Below are 19,042 nucleotides of genomic sequence, written 5' to 3'. Positions count from 1 at the left end.
TGTTGCATGAAATTCTCAAAATACTACCTAGCTGCCTTCATTTCCTTTGTGATCTGGGGGTTTTTCAGTTTAGCGCTCAAACCGCTTGCCGCCTACGCTTCGCTTGATATCCTTTTCTACCGCGTTTTTCTTTGTGCGGTGATCATGGCGGTGATCAGTTTTTTTGTGAGGGTCAAAGTTTTGAAGGAAAACACCAGACTGCTGCGCGCATTACCTGCCAAACAGAGATTCCGGGCGGTGTGGCTCACCTTGCTGGGAGGTATATTGCTGACTGCCAACTGGTTTTTCTTTATTTACGTGATGAACCACATCAGCATCAAAGCGGCTTCTTTCGCTTACCTGGTTTGTCCGATTATGACAACTGTGATTGCTTATTTTGTGTTGAGTGAAAAGTTAAGTAAATGGCAGTGGGTGGCGGTAGGGATCAGCATTTTCAGCTGTTTGCTACTGTCTTTCAATAGCATAGCCGATATCGCTTACAGCCTCATCGTGGCAGGTTCTTACGCGCTCTACCTGGTCAGTCAGCGGAAGAATGTTGGTCTGGATAAATTTCTGGTGTTGACTGTTCAGATCCTGTTTTCAGCGTTAATCCTGCTTCCATTTTATCCGGTATATAGTGAAGGTATCCCTACGGAAATATCCTTTTATGCATTGATTTTAGTCATCGCGGTCCTGTTTACCATTGTGCCGCTTTACCTGAACCTGTATGCGTTGCAGGGGGTAACTTCATCTACAATGGGCATTTTGCTTTACATTAACCCACTGATGAACTTCGCGATCGCATTACTTTATTATCATGAAAACATCAATTCCATTCAGATCATCGGCTACTCGCTCATCCTGGTTTCCATTGTTGTTTTCAATGAAAGGTTCATCTTCGGCCGGCGGCGGACTGCGCTGGTTTAAGGTTTTTGGTAAATGCTGGAATGGATGAATTTCCGGTACCAGAATGCCGTGAAAATTGCGTGGTAACCTGCCTTTTTGAAAAGAGAGGTGGTGTCGGGAAGCTGACTTGCTTCTACTTCGGAGAAAAATTTGAAGAACAGATACATTGATTTGAGCAGCCACGTTTTCCACGACCGGCTGCTTTTTTTATCAATATGAAAATCTGTAAAAAGCCACTTACCGTCCGGTTGAAGCAGCTTATCCAGCTTTTGAAAAATTCGGTCGGCTTTCTCCTGCGTGAAGTTGTCAAAAAGAAATGCTGTGATAACTACATCAAAATGCGACTTCGCGGCATAATCTTCTATCGCTGAATGCACAAATGTGACCGTGTTTTTCCCGGTAAACCGTTTTTCAGCCTTTCGGATCATTTTTTCGGAAATCTCCACATAAGTAATGCGCAGTCCGGCGGGATATTGGTCTGCGATCGCCTCCAGTATGCCACCGGTGCCGCCTCCCGCGATCAGGATGTTTGCATGTTCGGGAATGTAGGGGATAAGTGCCTGCTGCGCCTGTATCTGTGCATTCCGGAACACTATCCTGCTCAGGGGATCGTAAAACCAGGCGACGCGATCGTAGTTGTTTTTCACTGCTGAGGCATTTTTAGTTTGTGAAAAAGCTTCCTGCAATGCCGCAAATGGCTTTTACCAACAATAATCCGTCGATAACAATCAGGTAAAACAAAACGCTTTTTGGTTTCTGCAGCGTAAATGCAACAGCCAGCAGACTGACAAACGGGAGGAGATTAAAGAGGATAGTAGGCGTACCCAGGTGGCGGAACAACGCGAATGTAAGGTAGGAAACCAGTCCGACCAGCAGTAGCGGTACCAGCACATACAATATCGTTTTCCGCAGCCCAAAACGCACAGCGAAGGTTTTCAGCTGAATGTTGGCATCGTCGGCGTAATCCTTCATATCGAACATAATTGCATTCACCGTGCAGAACATCCAGTTTTTTACAAATAACCAGAACATGAATATCGGTTCCTGAACTGACACACCCTGTTCAATTTTCAGCATGGTGATCGGGAAAATATTGACAAATCCTGCCCAAACAAAGCCAATCACGAAAGCTTTAAGCCAGCCTGTATTTCTCAGATTGAAGGAGATCACCGACTTGGGAAGCAGCCCGTAATACAACAATGCAGCCAGCGGTACCGCCATCAACACGAGCCAGTTGAGCAGCGGCAGGTGCCAGAGCTTTGAAAAATCCTTTACCAGAAACCAAACCGCCAAACCTGTGCAGATCGTAAAAAGAACGATTTGACTGCCCCGAATAAAATGATAATGCGTGCGGTACCATTCTGTCCGGGGGTTATTTGAAAACGAAGAGCTTGGAGCGGTGGAGTAGGCGATGGTGTAGTAAAAGACCGTGGCGCAAAAAATCAGGATATAGTAGGGAATGGAATTAAATGGCAGATCCAGCTGAAATATCGTTTCCAGCGACAATGCGACAGCAAGCGCGCCGACAAAGTAGTTGGCAAAAAAGATAAAAGCTGTCAAACGCCTGATCATCACAAATAGCAGTTTTCTGCCTGATTATAGAATTGTAATAACGACTTAGAATTTTCCAAGACCACGTCCAAACCTCACGGGTATTTTATACATTAGTTTTACCAATCATTGTTAAATCAACATTATGAAGAAAATTTCCCTGATACTGATCTTAACCCTTCACGTATTTGTCAGCTTTGGTCAAAAAGACCCTGTTGTTGAAAATATCGTTAAAGAAGCAACAGATAATTCACAACTGGAAAAGCTGGCGCACGAATTACTGGATGTAATCGGTCCACGCCTGGTGGGCTCGCCGCAAATGCAGCAGGCGCACGAATGGGCAGTCGAAAAATACAAAGGCTGGAACATCACCGCAAAAAATGAGAAGTGGGGAGAATGGCGCGGTTGGGAGCGGGGCGTGTCGCACATTGACATGGTGGCTCCGCGCGTAAAGTCGCTCGAAGGAATGCAGCTGGCATGGAGCCCGGGCACGGGCGGGAAAACGGTTGTAGCCGACGTGGTCATTCTGCCGGATGTAGCCGATTCAGTGGCATTCCAGAAATGGCTGCCTTCGGCGAAAGGTAAGTTTGTGATGATCAGCATGAACCAGCCCACCGGCCGCCCAGACTATAACTGGGAGGAATTTGCGACGAAAGAGTCTTTCGAAAAAATGAAAAAAGACCGTGATGCAAAAACCGAAGCCTGGGCAAACCGCATTAAAAAGAGCGGGTATAACGCACGTACACTTCCTGTTGCACTTGAAAAAGCAGGCGCGGCGGGTATTGTAATGAGTTATTGGTCAAAAGGTTTTGGTGCAAACAAAATCTTCGGTGCCTATACCAAGAAAATCCCGACTGTGGACATTTCTCTTGAAGATTACGGCTTGCTGTACAGGCTGGCTGAATCGGGACATACACCTAAAATCAGCGTAAGAGCCGATGCGAAAGAAACCGGCGTAGCACAGACATTCAACACGATTGGTGAAATCAAGGGTACTGAAAAACCCAATGAATATGTAATGCTTTCAGCGCATTTTGACTCCTGGGACGGAGGTACCGGCGCTACCGATAATGGTACCGGGACTATTGTAATGATGGAAGCCATGCGTATCCTGAAAAAAGTGTATCCGAATCCAAAACGTACGATCCTGGTTGGTCACTGGGGAAGCGAGGAGCAGGGCCTTAATGGTTCGCGCGCATTCGTGGAAGATCATCCCGAGATCGTTCAGAATATCCAGGCGCTTTTTAACCAGGATAATGGAACGGGACGCGTAGTAAGCTTACAGGGACAAGGTTTTCTGAATTCTTACGACTACCTCGGCCGCTGGCTTTCGAAAGTACCTGAATCGATCAAAGCACCTATTGATACCCGTTTTCCGGGCGCACCAGGCGGTGGCGGTTCCGACTTTGCTTCATTCGTTGCAGCAGGTGCACCTGCATTTTCACTGAGCTCATTGAACTGGTCGTACGGAACTTATACCTGGCACACCAACCGCGATACTTACGATAAGATCGTTTTTGACGATGTAAGAAGCAATGCGATACTGGCTGCGATCATGGCTTACCAAGCCAGCGAAGATCCGGCAAAAGCATCGCGCGACAGAGTAATATTGCCACTCAACTCCAAGGGAGAGCCGGGTACCTGGCCTGAGCAAAGAAAGGCCACGCGGAAGGGAGGTATGGAGTAGGGGCTTCGGCGGCCCAGTGGGCTCAGCCTGACAACGCTTCGACCGCCCGGCGGCCCGGTCCGCTCAGCGTGACAAGGGCTTGGGTGTTTTGTTGAAATCTTTGAATAGAACGAATATGCGGATAGAACAGGTTTTTGGAGGGGATGAGGCTGTGCTTGTTGTGCGGAGTTTTGAGCAGGGGGCTGGGCCTGAAAACCAGTCTATGTTCAGGGGGGAGAAGGGGGAGTTATGGTGGTTTTCTTCGAATGAGCTTTGGCTTGGACTGGGGAAAGAGCCGAAGCTGCCTTCAATCATCAGGATCTTCCGGTCGCTTTTCTTCAAGCGGAAGGATCGTTGGCCGGAGCATATTATTCTGGATGCAAAAGGAAGAAGCCCGGAATGGATTGAAAATGCAATTATCGGGATGATCCTGGGAGGGTATAACCTGCAACTCTATAAGTCAGAGCCGAAACCTTCCAGCAAATTCTTTTCAGACGGCTTGTTGCAGATCCTGACGGAAGATGGCGTTTCGATCGGAGCGGTAATCTCTTCGGGACAGAAAACGGCATTGGTGCAGCTCCGCATCATGGACCTGATGAATGCACCCGGAAACTATAAAACGCCCACGATACTCGGAGAATGGGCTATAAAGTCAGGCAAGGAAAACGGATATAATGTTTCAGTTTTTGATAAACAGAAACTCGAAGCATTGGGAATGCATGCATTGCTGGCAGTAAGCAAGGGCAGTGCAGAGCCTCCCGTGATGATCGTGTCGGAATATGTGCCGGCGAGCTATACCAAAACAGTTGCATTGGTAGGAAAGGGTGTCACTTTCGATACAGGTGGCATTTCTATCAAACCTTCTGCCAATATGCATTTGATGAAAAGCGATATGGGCGGTGCGGCTGCGGTACTTGGAATAGTGGAACTTGCGGCCCAGCTTCAACTTCCTGTCCGCATTATCGGCATTATACCTTCCACCGAAAATGCGGTTGACGGCGCTGCAATGAAACCTGGTGATGTAATCAGTTCCTATTCCCGTAAAACCATTGAGGTAATTGATACGGATGCGGAAGGCCGCCTGATCCTGGCCGACGGACTTAGTTATGCTGTCCGCAATTTCCAGCCCGATATCCTGATTGATCTCGCAACATTGACAGGAAGTGTGATCCAGACGCTCGGTTACGAAGCGGCTGGTCTTTTTACCCCGAATGATAACCTCGCAGCTGACCTGGCCAATGCAGGAGAAGCAACAGGTGAGCGCTTGTGGCGTTTGCCGGTCTGGGATGAATACAAGGAAGAAATCAGTTCGGATATTGCTGATGTAAAAAATTACCACGGAAAGCCGCTGGCCGGTGCGATCGTGGCCGCCAAGTTTCTGGAAGCATTTACAGATTCCCACAACGCGTGGGCACATCTTGACATTGCGGGAATGGCGTTTGGTGATACGGAGTATGCGCCTGGCAGGGCAGGTACCGCTTATGGGATCCGTCTTTTGAGGCATTACCTGGCTGCATTGAGCTAGCAGCAGACTTTGCTGGTCTGTTTTTTGCTGTAATGTCACTCAAATTTAACCGTGGCTTTACTTGCCAGACTGCTTCTTTTTGCTAGATTTACCAATGCTACTTTCCATCATCACCAGTTGTTTATGGTCCGACCTCTGACATTTCTATGCATTTCTACTTATTTCAAAGGCAACGACTTTCTCAGGGCTTGTAAAGAGGCGGGGAATAAAGTGTTTTTGATCACCGCCAAAAAGCTTGAAGACAAACCCTGGGCGCGTGAGGCTGTGGATGAGTTTTTCTACGTGCAGGAAAGCGAGGATGGAACATACAATATGTCGGAAATTATCAACGGACTGGCTTATGTAATGCGAAGCAGGCCCATTGACAGGGTAGTAGCACTGGACGATTTTGATGTTGAAAAAGCAGCACATATCCGCGAATATTTCAGGATCCCCGGAATGGGGCAAACTACGGGTCGGTATTTCCGTGACAAGCTCGCGATGCGCACCAAAGCAGCTGAATCCGGGATTCTGGTACCCGCATTTTCAGCCCTTTTTAATGATGATCAAATCAATCAGTTCATTGAAAAGTATGCGGGTCCTTGGATGATCAAGCCACGTTCGGAAGCATCTGCGACGGGGATCAAAAAGCTGGAAACTGCGGAAGAACTCTGGGATACCATTCACCAACTGGGCGACAAGCGGCACGCATACCTTGTGGAACAGTTTAAGCCCGGCGACGTTTACCACGTTGATTCGATTTCGTACAACGGCAGGGTTATCTTTTCGTGGAACAGCAAATACCTTGCTCCCCCATTTGATGTGGCGCACGGAGGAGGGATATTCAGGTCGGTCACCGTTCCTTTTGACTCCGCCGAGGATCACGCGCTTGAAACGCTCGCCATTGACTTGTTGAAAGCATTTGGCCTGAAACACAGCGCGTCACATACCGAAGTGATCCGCTGTTATGACGATGGTAAATACTATTTTCTGGAAACATCTTCGCGCGTAGGCGGCGCCAATCTTTCTGAAATGGTCGATGCTTCATCGGGGATCAATCTCTGGAAGGAGTGGGCCAAAATGGAAACTGCCGAGGCAAAAGGTGAAAATTATAAGCTTCCGCCAGTTCGTAAAGAATACTCAGGCATTATCATATCACTCGCGCGGCAGGAGTGGCCGGATATATCGGTTTTTAATGATCCTGAGATTGTCTGGCGGATGAATGAGCCTTACCACGTCGGACTGGTTGTCCGCTCCAAATCCCACGATCGCGTCATTGAGCTGCTGGATAAATATGCAGTAATCATCCAAAATGATTATCACGCCTCCGCACCTGCACCCAGGCGACCCACTCATTAGTTTGACTTCTACTTTATCGTGTGCGAGGAAGCTTTCTATGGTGGTTATCTGCGTTTCTCAATACTGCTCAAAGTAGTAAATCTATTGTTTACTGCATACGAAGCCTGCTTGATTCAGCAAACGCCTGGAATGAGTCTACATATTCGGCGCTCATGAAGTGCTTTGTTGGATATTGGGAATTAATCTATTTTAAATTCAATGCAGGTGTGACTAACTGATAGATTGAGCGTCTAAATAATAGATCAATCTATTTTGTAGCATGACCAAACCTGACGAGCGGGACCTTTTTCTATCTGTTAAACGTCTGATCGATGACAGCAAAGATCGCCTGGCAGCGACCATAAACGCTTCATTGACGACACTGTACTGGCAGGTAGGAAAGAAAATTAGTTCTGAGATTTTAGGTACAAAGCGTGCAGATTATGGAAAACAGACTATTATTCTGTTGGCTCAAAGATTAGTACTGGAATATGGGAATTCGTTTTCAGAAAAGAATCTTAGAAGAATGGTGCAGTTTGCCGAAGCTTTCCCTGACAGCTCAATTGTCGTATCACTGATACGACAATTGAGCTGGACGCACATTCTAGTGATTTTGCCAATGACAGATACGATTAAGCGGGATTTTTATATACAGATGTGCGTACACGAGCGCTGGTCTGTCCGAACGCTTCGTGAACGGGTAAATTCAATGTTGTTTGAACGAACCAAAATAAGCCATAAGCCAGCGGAAGCTATTATCAGTGATTTAGCATTGCTTGGTGCTGAAAGCAGGGTAAACCCGGATCTGGTATTTCGCGATCCATACATTCTGGATTTTCTGGGTTTGTCAGGAAACTATTCAGAGAGGGACCTGGAAAATGCGATTATAGCCGAGCTTCAAAAATTCATGTGTGAAATGGGGACAGACTTTGCCTTTCTAGCAAGGCAGAAGCGCATTTCGAGCGACAATCTGGATTATTACATCGACCTTCTTTTTTATCATAGACGAATGAAGTGCCTGATTGTAGTTGACTTAAAGATTGGAGAATTTGAGGCAGGCTATAAAGGTCAAATGGAGCTATATCTAAGGTATCTTGAAAAGTATGAAGTTATAGAGGGTGAAAACCCGCCAATAGGGTTGATTCTATGTACTGGCAAAAAGGAGGAACACATTGAGCTGCTGCAACTCGAAAAAAGTAATATTCGCGTTGCAGATTATTTGCTTAGCACGCCTTCTCAGAAACTTCTGCAACAAAAATTACAGAAAGCGATCGAAGTAGCTCGGCGTAAGTTGGCTTTGGAAGCGTAATAAGACAAATCTGCTGTTACCAAGAATTGAAGCCTGCGTCAGCCAGCCGCATTAAACAAGCTCAGCTTTGGCAACGAACATTTTTAGCGTTGCTGCTGCTCCGTTTTGTTTCAGAGATTGTAAATGGGCTGCGATAGTTGAGACGAGGGGTTCGGTTTTGCTCAGGTCTTTGCCCCAGATTGATGATTCTTTCAGGATGCTTTTTACCATATCGTAAAGCGAGCTCATTTGCCATTTTTGGTGAAAGAAGGCGGCTTTTTCATCGTTGATCAGGTAGTATTCACCATTTATCTGGCCATAGAACTGATCACCGTCCTTTCTCGCGGGCTTCATGTACCAGATGTAAGCAGCGTAGCCAAATGCGACGTGCTCGGGAAATGTACCCCGGGTTTTTTCAAAATTGGAGAATACCGGCACCACGCGCGCAAGTATTTTTGCAGAGTAATTCTGAGTGATGTTCAGCCATTGATGCTGAATGTGCAGATTTTTAAAACGCTCAATTACCTGCATACTGAATGTTGCTGCAAGCCAGTCGGGAAGCGGGTAAGGAATGGCGGGTGCAATTTCTGTCAGCATCAGGTCGGTAATGAATGCAGCAAAGTCCGGGTTTGACATTGCTCCTGCCACTGTTTTGAAGCCGCACAAATGCGCCAGCCCGCCGCCAAGTGTGTGTGCGCCATTGAGTAAACGCAGTTTCAGCTCACGGTAAAGCTCAATATCAGGTTCAATCACCAATCCTTCATCAATTCCGTAAAAGCCAATTTTTTGCCTGATTGTCTCATCGCCTTCTATCGCCCACAAATGATAATGTTCGGCTGTGATCAGCAGTTCGTCCTGGTAGCCCAATTCTTCTTCAAGGAGTTTATGTGTGGTTTCTTCCGGCTTGCCAGGCACAATGCGGTCTACCAGTGAGTTGCAAAAGTGGTTATGCTGCTCAATCCAGTCGATAAACGCGCCTTCGAGCCCATTCCGGTGGGCGAGTTCCAGAACGATCGCTTCCAGCTTGCGGCCATTATCCGTAATCAGTTCAGTCGGGATAATCACTACGCCACGCTCCGGGCTGCCTGAAAACGCAACATAACGTGCATACAGGAAAGCCAGCAGTTTGCCCGGAAATGAAACAGGCGGCCACTGGTAAATATCATCCTGCACCAGCTGAATGCCCGTTTCGGTGGTATTGGAAATGACAATGCCGATAGCCGGATTGCGGGCCAGGTCTAATACCAGCGACCATTGCGTTTTCGCATTGATCACGCGGCTGATCGCTGAGGATATGATATTCTCGGCGGCAGGTTTTCCATTGATGGTACCTCTCGTGCACAAGGTATAGAGGTTATTTTGCTGCTCAAATGCTTTCAGGTCGCCTTTGTTGGTTGATTTTACAACTACAATCCGGCCGTTGAAAACACCTCGTCTGTTAGCTTTATCAATGAAGAAATCCGCAAGTCCACGCAGGAACGCGCCGGTGCCGAACTGAAGAACTTTCTCGGGCAGCTGAAATACGGTGTCCGGAGGTACGATCACGCCCGGATGGTTTCTGAGCTGGCGGAGTTTTTCCCTGAAAAGGTAGTTCATGGCAGTGGGGTTTTTGGTTTGGCGGCGGCGGAAGTCGGCTGCTGGTTTTGCAATTCGGGTTTGTCTTTTTCGGGGTAAGACCTAAATTTAGCGTCTGTTCTACTACGACTACACCTGAACGAGTTTAGACTGAATTATTAGAAATATCAAATACCAAATTGTCTTTTTTTGTGCAATCGTTATCGGGAACGTTGCCAGCAAGTAAGACAGGACCCTAACCTTATCCTCTGTTTACCCTATCATTAGTGATTTAGCATTCAATCTGTTAGATGCTGATTGCCGGGTTTTGAATAAAATTTGTACTAAACAAACTTTCTTTTGGAAGCAATTACAATCAAGGATATTGCGAAGGCACTTAACCTGTCAACATCGACTGTTTCCCGTGCACTAAGAAACAGCTATGAGATCAATACCGAGACAAAGCGGCTGGTAATGGAGTATGCCGAGCGGATGAATTACCGGCCTAATCCGATTGCATTGAGCCTGAAAGACAGTAAAAGCAAGTCAATAGGCGTGATTATCCCTGAAATTGCCAACCATTTCTTCTCGCAGCTTATCAATGGAATAGAGTCAATCGCTTATAACCTGGGTTACCACGTTGTTATTTTTCAAAGTCACGATTCTTATGAACGTGAAGTGGCTAATACCAACTACCTGGTTTCTAGGAAAGTAGATGGACTTCTTGTTTCGCTTGCCAGTCTGACTACCAATCTGATCCACTTTCAGGAACTGATGGAGAAAGGGCTGCCCATTGTTTTCCTGGACAGGGTACCCAAAGAAATTGAAACGCATAAGGTTGTGGCTGACAATTTTGCCGGGAGCTACGAGGCCACGCAGCATCTGATACTCAGCGGAAGAAAGCGCATCGCGCATTTGACAAGTCCGATCTATCTCTCTATCACAACCGAGCGGCTGGCTGGTTACAAGCAGGCGCTGGAAGATTATGGTATCCCATTTGAAGAATCATATGTAAAATACTGTCAGTACGGAGGTAAAGTAGTGAGTGAAAATGAAGCTGCTGTTTTGGAAATGCTGAATTTGCCGGAGCCGCCTGACGCTATTTTCACTGCGAGCGACAAACTTACGACAGGATGTATGTCGGTACTTCAGCAACGGAAAATCAGAATTCCCGAGGAGATCGCGATTGTGGGTTTTACCAATATCAGCGTAGCCGAGCTATTGAATCCGCCCCTTACCGCCGTTGTGCAGCCCGCCACTGAAATGGGCCAGCAGGCAGTAGAGCTGCTGATCAGACTGATTGAACATCCCGAACGGACAACGGAATTTGAGATACGCTCTCTGAAAACTTCACTGATCACGCGACAGTCTTCTACCGGGATTTTGTAATTTCGGTTTGCATTAATTCTCATATAAATGATCAGTCTTCCGGTTGGCGACGCGCTCTTCAACTATCGTGTTGCGGGCGTAGCCATTTTGAATGGAAAAATCCTGTTGCATAAAACACCTTCCGACAACTTCTGGAGTCTTCCTGGCGGGAGGGCAGAGATCTTTGAGTTTGCCAACGATACATTGGCCAGGGAAATGCTTGAAGAGACCGGAATGCAGGTGGAAGTGGGTGAAATGCTATGGGTATCCGAGAATTTCTTCCAGTATACCGGGACCCGTTATCACGAAATAGGTTTTTATTTTCAAATGCAGATACCCGGTTTGCAAAGTCAGTCCGACTTCCTTGGCAGCGAAGGTGCCCAGGATCTTTTGTTTAAATGGATTGATGTGAGTGAATTGCAAAACGAGCGCATTTATCCCGCGTTCCTGGCGGAAGAACTGGCGATGAGCCCGCTCAGGATGAAGCATTTTTCATCCGGTTTCATTGATCTTGATCAGTAGTCTTATCTAATTTCTATTCTCATGTTTTCGACTTCGAGGTTGAAATCGAAGCTGCCTCATGTAGGTACCACGATTTTTACAAAAATGTCCAGGCTGGCTGAGGAGCAGCAGGCGATCAATCTTGCACAGGGTTTCCCTGAATTCCACTGTTCGCCCGAATTGCAGAAGCTCGCAGACAAATACATCAGATCCGGCAAAAACCAGTATGCGCCGATGGCCGGCGTGATGTCATTGCGGGAGGCTATCTCCAAGAAAACGTGGGAAGCTTCGGGACACGAATATCATCCCGAAACTGAAATTACGATTACCAGCGGCGCGACGGAAGCTTTGTACGTGGCAGTTTCCACGATCGTGCATCCCGGTGACGAGATAATCGTTTTTGAACCCGCTTACGATAGTTATGTACCTGCAATTGAACTGAATGGAGGCGTGCCGGTATTTGTAACACTGGATCCGCAGTATGAATCCGTTAATTGGGCGGCAGTCGCTTCTGCGATCACGGAGCGGACAGTGGCGATCATGATCAACACGCCGCATAATCCCACCGGAAATGTGTGGACTGAAACAGATATGCGGCAGCTAGCTGCATTGGCGGAGCAGCACAATCTGTATGTGATCAGCGACGAGGTTTATGAACACATTGTTTTTGACGGTCGCAGGCACATTTCGGCAGCTTCTATACCTGCTTTGGCTGAGCGGACATTTTTATGCGGTTCTTTCGGGAAGACTTTTCATACGACCGGCTGGAAGCTGGGTTACTGTCTTGCACCAGCCGCATTGACTGCCGAGTTCCGGAAGATTCACCAGTTTCTGGTTTTTAGTGTAGTTACCCCATTTCAGTTTGCAGTAGCCGAATACCTGAACGAACCGGCGCATTATCTGACACTCTCTGCATTTTATCAGCAAAAGAGAGACTTGTTTCTGAATGCAATTGAGGGGATCGGATTTATTTCAAAACCTTCGCAAGGCACCTTTTTTCAAAATGTTTCCTACGAAAATCTGTCTGATGAAAATGATGTTACACTTGCCGAAAGGTTGACAAAAGAAGCCAAAGTTGCTTCTATTCCGGTTTCAGCCTTTTACGCAAATCCTGCCGGGTACCAAACGCTGCGTTTTTGTTTTGCCAAAAGCGATGAGACTATCCTGAGCGCGGCGGAGAAACTGCGGAAGGTGGTTTGGTGAACACGAAAAAAGTCGTATCTTAGTGTGACAAAATTCGGATATGAAACAGATACAGTATCAACAACCCGATAAAATATCTCCCATACGCATTGCTGCCGAGCCGGAGGTCATGTATATGGCGCGCCCAAAGATCAGCGAGTTTTCGGTTTCCCAATTTCAGGATCTTTGTACAAAGCTGTTGTTTACCCAACAGGAATGGGCGGATATACTGCACATCAGCGATCGTACTTTACAGCGGTATTTAAAAGATCAAAAGCCTTTTGAGGGGCTCTATGCAGAACATTTGTACCAGCTCGAAAACATGGCCGATCTGGGATTGCATGTTTTTGGTCAGGCACGGGTGCTCGAACAATGGCTCCGAACTCCACGGACAGTACTGGGCGAGCAGCAGGATTTTGCTACTCTCCAATCTTTCTGGGGCGTCAAACAGATCGCCAATGAGCTGGGCAGGATAGAGCACGGGGTGTATATATGATCGTATACAGGCTTGCAGCGAGAGAGTACATTGAAGATCTGAGTGGGACCGGGGCGAAGTTGTTTGGAGGAAGGTGGAACCCGGTCGGGAATGCGTGCATTTACACGAGTTCGCACTGCTCTCTGGCGCTACTGGAAAAGTTTGTTCATGCCAACCACAAGGAAAATATGCAGCGCATTGCACTGCTGCGGTTGGAGATCCCTGACGATGACAGCCTGATTTTTCACACCGATACCAAGCTGCTTAAAAGTTCGTGGGCGGAAGATATCGCCTACACGCAGTGGATAGGGGAGCAGGTGCTGAGTGATGCGGCTGTCATCGCGTTTTCAGTCCCGTCGGCAATTGTACCCGGAGAGCGTAATTATATCCTCAATCCGCGTTCCAAAGAATTCAACAAAATCAAAATAGCCTCCATATCAGATTTTGAAACTGATTTCCGGCTTTTAAGCAAGCTGCTTACCTGATTTTATTTCTTGAAAAGTAATGCTTTGATCGGCTGAATTTTGCTGATGATCAGCGTTGGAATCAGGAGGATTAATCCTGAAATAACCACGGTAGCGATATTGACCATGAGGAAAATGGGCCAGTCGAAAACAATGGGGACGGTATCCATATAATAGTTGACAGGATCGAGTTTGATCAGCTTGAACTGATATTGAAGCCAGCAAATCAGTAATCCCGTTGCATTGCCAATTAGCAGCCCACGACGTACCATATACAACCCTACCCGGAAAAATACGCTGCGGATTTGTCCATTCGGACTGCCCAGCGTCTTCAATAAGCCGATCAGCGGTGTTCGTTCCATGATCATCACCAGCAGGATGGAAATCATGTTAAAGCAGGCTACGAACAGGATCAAAGTAAGAAATACGGCGGTATTGCGATCGAGCAGGACAAGCCAGTCGAAGATCTGCGGGAAAGTACTCGTTACTTTTTGCAGATAAAGTCCGGGAGGAAGCTCGGTGCGCAGGCGGTTTGCTACCATATCCAGGTCCTGAAAATCTTTCAGGTATATTTCATAGGTACCTACTGAATCTTTTCCCCATCCGTTTAATCGCTGAACAAGTCCGATATCACCGATGATCAGATTGTTGTCAAACTCTTCCATTTGCGTATCGTAAATGCCGCAAATGGTCAGCTTTCTGGGGCGCGGCGGATTTTGCAGCGAGTACATAATCACATCATCGCCTGTTTTCAGGCGCATTTCTGTTGCAATTTTCCGGCTGATCAGTATTTCAGAAGAATAGCCGTATTTGACAGAAGAGGAATCCTGATGTCCGATCAGCCGGCCTTCCCTAAGGCTGCTTTTGAAAGTTTGCCAGTCATAATCTTTCCCCACACCTTTCAGAACAACTCCCTTGATTTCTTGCGGCGTTTTCAAAATCCCCGATTTGTGAGCGACTGCCTGCCAACGCGCTACCTGCGGGATTTGGGGCAAGGCCAGCGACACAGGGTTGGGTATCCCCATTGGGCCTTCTTCATAGGTATTGCCCTGCGAAAATGCATTGATGTTGATATGCGCACCGAAGAGGAAGATCTTTTGCTGGATCGTTTGCTTAAATCCAAGCAACACTGCAAATGCGATGATACCTACTGCAATCCCGATGGCAATACTGGCTACTCCAATCCTGGAAACGGTTGCAGAAAACGAACCAGCCTCGTTGTTACGGATTCTTTTGGCTATAAAGGAGGGGAATTGCAAGAGGAATCAGTTGGTTGATTTTGACGTTGACAAAAATAGGGAAAAACTTAACCGGTACGAAAAGGCAAATTTTATTAAGTTGCCGGCATGTAGTTTTTAGAAGAAACGAAAAACGACACTAACTGAACAAGTTTTCATGCCATTAATCAAAGTAGCTTCCGGAACTGTCAACCAAACGCCGATGGCGTGGGAATCCAATACCAGAAATATCATCGGTGCGATCGAAGAGGCGCGGCGACAGCAGGTAAGCCTGCTCGTTTTGCCTGAACTGTGCATTACAGGCTATAATTGCGACGACTACTTTTTTGCTCCCGACCTGGTAGTGCAGGCGGAACGCTGTCTGCTTGAAATCGTTCAGGAAACAGCAGGAATGATCGTGGCGGTAGGACTTCCCGTGCGGCACAATAACAGTATCTACAATGCAGCCTGCCTGATCTCGAACAAACAGATAGCAGGCTTTTATTGCAAGCAGAACCTGGCCAATAACGGCATACACTATGAAGCGCGCTGGTTCAGGCCGTGGGTTCCGGGTATGGTGGAAAGCATTGAAGTGAATCAGATGTTTTACCCGATCGGTGATGTGATTTTTGACGTAGCTGCCGGGCCGATACAAGGCGGTTCTCACGGGGTGAAAATCGCGTTTGAAATTTGTGAAGATGGTTGGGTATCCAATCGTCCGGCGCGCCGGCATTACGAGCGGGGTGTGGATATTATTCTTAATCCAAGTGCAAGCCATTTCGCATTTAATAAGTTTTTGACAAGAGAAAAGCTGGTTGTTGACGCTTCCAGAGCATTTTCCTGCAGTTATATCTATACCAATTTGCTTGGTAACGAGGCTGGCAGGGCGATTTATGATGGCGACGCTATGATCGCGACGAATGGAGAGTTACTGGCGTCGAGCCAGCGGTTCAGCTATGCCGATTACCAGATTACCACCGCGGTTATTGATACCGAAAATACAAGGCTTGGTCAGGTACAGAGCAAAATTGCAATCCCGCAGAAAGACCGTACCTGGCGTGTTCCGGCGCGGTTTGACTTCCCGGACATTGAACCTGTGCTACCACAGGTGCCGGATATCGAGCCTTTTGAAAAAGGCGGCGCATTAAAAGAAGAGGAATTTGCGAGGGCAGTTTGTCTGGCGCTGTTCGATTACCTTCGGAAAAGCAGGTCTAACGGATTTACCATTTCACTTTCGGGTGGCGCTGATTCCTGCGCCTGCACTGCACTCTGCGGACTGATGATCCGGCTTGCGGACGAAAGTATCGGAATGGACAAGCTGAAAGAAAAGCTGTCATATATCAAGGAAATACAGGATGCGCAAACGGAGGAAGATCTCGCGCGGGCTTTGATCCACAACATATATCAGGGAACGGAAAACAGCTCCACAGATACATTGGAGTCGGCACAATCGCTTGCTGAATCCATTGGTTCTACTTTCTGTAACGTCAATATAAACGGGCTGGTAGAAACCTATAAGGGGTTGATCGAGGAGCAGATCGGTCGCCAGCTTTCGTGGGAGCAGGATGATATTGCATTGCAGAACATCCAGGCAAGGGTACGCGCTCCGGGTGTGTGGCTGCTGACGAATTTATCCAATCACCTTTTACTCGCTACCTCCAACCGGTCCGAGGCGGCAGTGGGGTATGCTACCATGGACGGAGATACTGCGGGAAGTATCAGTCCGCTGGCAGGTATCGACAAGCATTATCTGCGGCAGTGGCTTCGCTGGCTGGAAACAACGGGTTGCGAGGTGAAAGGAAAGCACATAAAAATTGAGGGATTGAGAAAAGTGAACAGTCTGCAACCTACTGCTGAGCTGCGTCCGCTTGCCCAAACCCAGACGGACGAGGCGGATTTAATGCCTTATGAGTTTTTGAATGAACTTGAAAAGCTGGCGATCCGCGATAAGAAATCGCCGCTTGAATGTTACAGAAACCTGCATGTACGCTACAAAGGGTTATATACCGATGAGCAGCTGCTCGGCTGGACAGAGCGCTTTTTCAAGCTTTGGAGCCGCAATCAATGGAAGCGGGAAAGGTATGCACCGTCTTTCCACCTGGACGATCTGAACCTCGATCCAAGATCCTGGTGCCGCTTTCCGATCTTGTCAGGAGGGTTCGAGAAAGAACTGGAAGAACTGCGGGCTTTTGCAGGAGGCAATGCGATGCAGAATGGACGGAAGCGGATCGGCTTTTAATTGTGACAAAAACGGAATCCTGCCTGTACGCCGGCCCAGTGGTAGATATTTTGCTGCGGGCCAGGCGCAGGTCCGATCCAGGCTGGCCTTAATCCTTTTTGTTCTTTGGTTTGAAGTACGCCTGTTTGATCAGAAACGAGGAGGCTGAGTGCAGGACCTGCAAACAATGCGAACTTCTTGCCGAGATTCTTTTCTATCGAAACAGAAAACCGGAATACACCTGTGTCAATTTCCTCGGGTTCCTGACCTTTGAAGAGCAAGACACTGCCAGTGAGGTCTGCATTGACGGCCCAGCCTTTGCCTAGTCGCTGCGCTGTCCCGAAGCCGTAGCCCAGACTTGCCAGCGGCTTATCAGGTTCCAGTCCATTGAAGCTGAGTGTAAAAATGTTGTAAAATCTGCTTACACCCGTTTTGAAAGTTGCATTGAAATAGTTGAATTCATCGGTTGAAAATTCGTATCGCCGGTAGCCATTTTTCCGCACCCAGCTGAATAGTCCGAAAGGTACTTTTGCACTTGAATTAGCATAGTTGATCGTGCCGATCTGGTGGCCGGAGCGGACTGTATTTGCAAAATTGTAACCTAATGAAAGCTGGTACCCGTCAAGAACACCTACAACCACGTTTCCGACGCCTGATAGCTGGAAACCTGAGAAATTGCCGCCCGTGAAGTTGATCAGGTTAGAGCCCTGAAATCCATAAAAATCGCCCAGTGTCAGGTTCAGGAAGTTGGCGTATTGAAATCCATTCACATCATTTCCTACAATGTTGCTTACCCCGGCGAGCTGGAAACCTTTTACATTGCCTCGCACCACATTGATCAGGCTTCCGACTTCAAGTTTGTTGACTCCCAGGGAATAGCCAGCGATAAGATTAATGGAAAAATCATTGACAATATTCCCGCTCAGAGCGTGGTTGGTGCCCATAAATGGCAAAACCGACGCCTGAAAGGGCCGGTACAAAGTGTCTTCAATGTTGCGGGTGTGAATCGCCTGTCTGGCCGAAGCAAATGCACTGACGAATTCGCTCTGGACCTTTTGGTAAGTTTTAACCAGTCGCTCATAATCTTTACCACCAGTCTGACTGGTGTCTGTAAATGCCAGTAAAGATGAATCCGGCTGGGCGGGATACTGTGCGCGGGGTACCGCAATTTTGTGGTGCAGCGAATCGGATCCTGATTTTAAACGCGCCAGGGTTTTAGGAGAAATCGGCCTCAGCGTATCGGGATTGAGCTTGATTTGCAGGTAAGTATCCTGTTTTGGTGAAATGGAAATCGTTTTACCGACATAATCTTCTTTCCTTACTTCCAGGTGGATCAGCGAAGCCCGGGCTGGCAGCCGGATTTTATAATAACCATATTGATTACTAACTGTGGATGCAAGCGTAGCCGATTCATAGATACTCGCATTGGCCAGCCTGCGACCCGTACTGTTGTCGATAATGTACCCATTCAGGTCAAAATTCTCAGGCTCTTCGTCTTTCTCAGGTTCTTCTTTCTTTTGCAGGATAATGTATTTCCGCCGTTCCTTGAATGTGATCTTATTCCTGAAAAGTAAGGTCAGAATTTCCCTCACACTCTGATTGGTTGCATTGATCGATACCTTCAATTTGAAGTCGAGAATGTCGGGGTTATAGGAAAAACTAAAACCGCCCAGGTTACCGATTTGCTGTAAAGTCTGGTCGAGCGGCTGATTGTTAACGCGGAGTGTAATGCGCCTTTCCAATAAATCCTGCGCGGATAATGCGTTGGCATACACTGCGTGAATAGTGAACAGGAAAATGAGGTTGCGTAAAGTTTTAATTCCCAACGTCG

General features: G+C 47.4%; 16 protein-coding genes. 11 read left to right on the top strand and 5 right to left on the bottom strand.

Annotated elements, in window-relative coordinates:
• Positions 1-6: 6 nt before the first annotated feature.
• Positions 7-906, top strand: coding sequence for an EamA family transporter (locus ASG33_RS13740; protein WP_056285899.1), 900 nt, complete (start codon positions 7-9; stop codon positions 904-906).
• On the opposite strand, the gene ASG33_RS13735 is transcribed toward ASG33_RS13740, so the two are convergent.
• Together ASG33_RS13735 and ASG33_RS13730 are read right to left on the bottom strand one after the other, a co-directional pair.
• Entirely contained in the window at positions 903-1,532 is a 630-nt protein-coding gene (locus tag ASG33_RS13735) for a class I SAM-dependent methyltransferase (RefSeq protein WP_162242744.1), read from the bottom strand. The genes ASG33_RS13740 and ASG33_RS13735 overlap by 4 nt on opposite strands.
• 13 nt (positions 1,533-1,545) lie before the next feature.
• Positions 1,546-2,457, bottom strand: a complete 912-nt coding sequence (locus ASG33_RS13730; protein ID WP_056285893.1) for a UbiA family prenyltransferase — start codon at positions 2,455-2,457, stop codon at positions 1,546-1,548.
• Between the two features lie 124 nt (positions 2,458-2,581).
• Here ASG33_RS13730 and ASG33_RS13725 point away from each other — a divergent pair, with 124 nt between their 5' ends.
• The 4 genes from ASG33_RS13725 (at position 2,582) to ASG33_RS13710 (ending at position 8,253) form a co-directional block, all read left to right on the top strand.
• Positions 2,582-4,123, top strand: coding sequence for a M20/M25/M40 family metallo-hydrolase (locus ASG33_RS13725; protein ID WP_056285891.1), 1,542 nt, complete (start codon positions 2,582-2,584; stop codon positions 4,121-4,123).
• Positions 4,124-4,238: 115 nt separating this feature from the next.
• A complete protein-coding gene (locus ASG33_RS13720; RefSeq protein WP_056285889.1) occupies positions 4,239-5,627 on the top strand; it encodes a M17 family metallopeptidase in 1,389 nt (462 codons plus the stop codon).
• 123 nt (positions 5,628-5,750) lie between these two features.
• A complete protein-coding gene (locus tag ASG33_RS13715) occupies positions 5,751-6,965 on the top strand; it encodes an acetyl-CoA carboxylase biotin carboxylase subunit family protein (RefSeq protein ID WP_056285886.1) in 1,215 nt (404 codons plus the stop codon).
• Positions 6,966-7,224: 259 nt separating this feature from the next.
• Positions 7,225-8,253 (top strand): YhcG family protein, encoded by a 1,029-nt coding sequence (locus tag ASG33_RS13710; protein ID WP_056285884.1) that lies wholly within the window; start codon positions 7,225-7,227, stop codon positions 8,251-8,253.
• 51 nt (positions 8,254-8,304) lie between these two features.
• Here ASG33_RS13710 and ASG33_RS13705 read toward each other — a convergent pair whose 3' ends face one another.
• A complete protein-coding gene (locus tag ASG33_RS13705) occupies positions 8,305-9,828 on the bottom strand; it encodes a tagaturonate reductase (protein WP_056285881.1) in 1,524 nt (507 codons plus the stop codon).
• Between the two features lie 318 nt (positions 9,829-10,146).
• On the opposite strand from ASG33_RS13705, the gene ASG33_RS13700 reads away from it, so the two are divergent.
• Genes ASG33_RS13700 through ASG33_RS13680 form a run of 5 tightly spaced genes read left to right on the top strand, consistent with a single transcriptional unit; the run spans position 10,147 to position 13,797 of the window.
• Positions 10,147-11,175, top strand: coding sequence for a LacI family DNA-binding transcriptional regulator (locus ASG33_RS13700; protein WP_056285878.1), 1,029 nt, complete (start codon positions 10,147-10,149; stop codon positions 11,173-11,175).
• A 27-nt stretch (positions 11,176-11,202) separates the two neighbouring features.
• On the top strand, positions 11,203-11,676 hold the full coding sequence (locus ASG33_RS13695) for an NUDIX hydrolase (protein ID WP_056285877.1): 474 nt from the start codon (positions 11,203-11,205) through the stop codon (positions 11,674-11,676).
• 21 nt (positions 11,677-11,697) lie between these two features.
• Positions 11,698-12,858, top strand: a complete 1,161-nt coding sequence (locus ASG33_RS13690) for a methionine aminotransferase (RefSeq protein ID WP_056285875.1) — start codon at positions 11,698-11,700, stop codon at positions 12,856-12,858.
• Positions 12,859-12,898: 40 nt separating this feature from the next.
• Entirely contained in the window at positions 12,899-13,333 is a 435-nt protein-coding gene (locus ASG33_RS13685) for an antitoxin Xre-like helix-turn-helix domain-containing protein (RefSeq protein WP_056285873.1), read from the top strand.
• Positions 13,330-13,797: an RES family NAD+ phosphorylase gene (locus ASG33_RS13680; protein ID WP_056285868.1), complete on the top strand. Its 468-nt coding sequence runs from the start codon at positions 13,330-13,332 to the stop codon at positions 13,795-13,797. Before ASG33_RS13685 ends, ASG33_RS13680 begins: the two co-directional genes overlap by 4 nt.
• 2 nt (positions 13,798-13,799) lie before the next feature.
• Here ASG33_RS13680 and ASG33_RS13675 read toward each other — a convergent pair whose 3' ends face one another.
• Positions 13,800-15,035, bottom strand: a complete 1,236-nt coding sequence (locus tag ASG33_RS13675) for an ABC transporter permease (RefSeq protein ID WP_056285864.1) — start codon at positions 15,033-15,035, stop codon at positions 13,800-13,802.
• A gap of 136 nt (positions 15,036-15,171) precedes the next feature.
• On the opposite strand from ASG33_RS13675, the gene nadE reads away from it, so the two are divergent.
• The gene (nadE, locus tag ASG33_RS13670) at positions 15,172-17,232 is read left to right on the top strand and encodes an NAD(+) synthase (RefSeq protein WP_056285862.1); all 2,061 of its coding nucleotides are present in this window, start codon (positions 15,172-15,174) and stop codon (positions 17,230-17,232) included.
• Here nadE and ASG33_RS13665 read toward each other — a convergent pair.
• Entirely contained in the window at positions 17,229-19,037 is a 1,809-nt protein-coding gene (locus tag ASG33_RS13665; protein ID WP_229238641.1) for an STN and carboxypeptidase regulatory-like domain-containing protein, read from the bottom strand. The genes nadE and ASG33_RS13665 overlap by 4 nt on opposite strands.
• Positions 19,038-19,042 lie beyond the last annotated feature (5 nt).

This window comes from Dyadobacter sp. Leaf189, assembly GCF_001424405.1.
Lineage (GTDB): Bacteria > Bacteroidota > Bacteroidia > Cytophagales > Spirosomataceae > Dyadobacter.
This window is presented reverse-complemented; position numbering and strand designations above follow the sequence as displayed.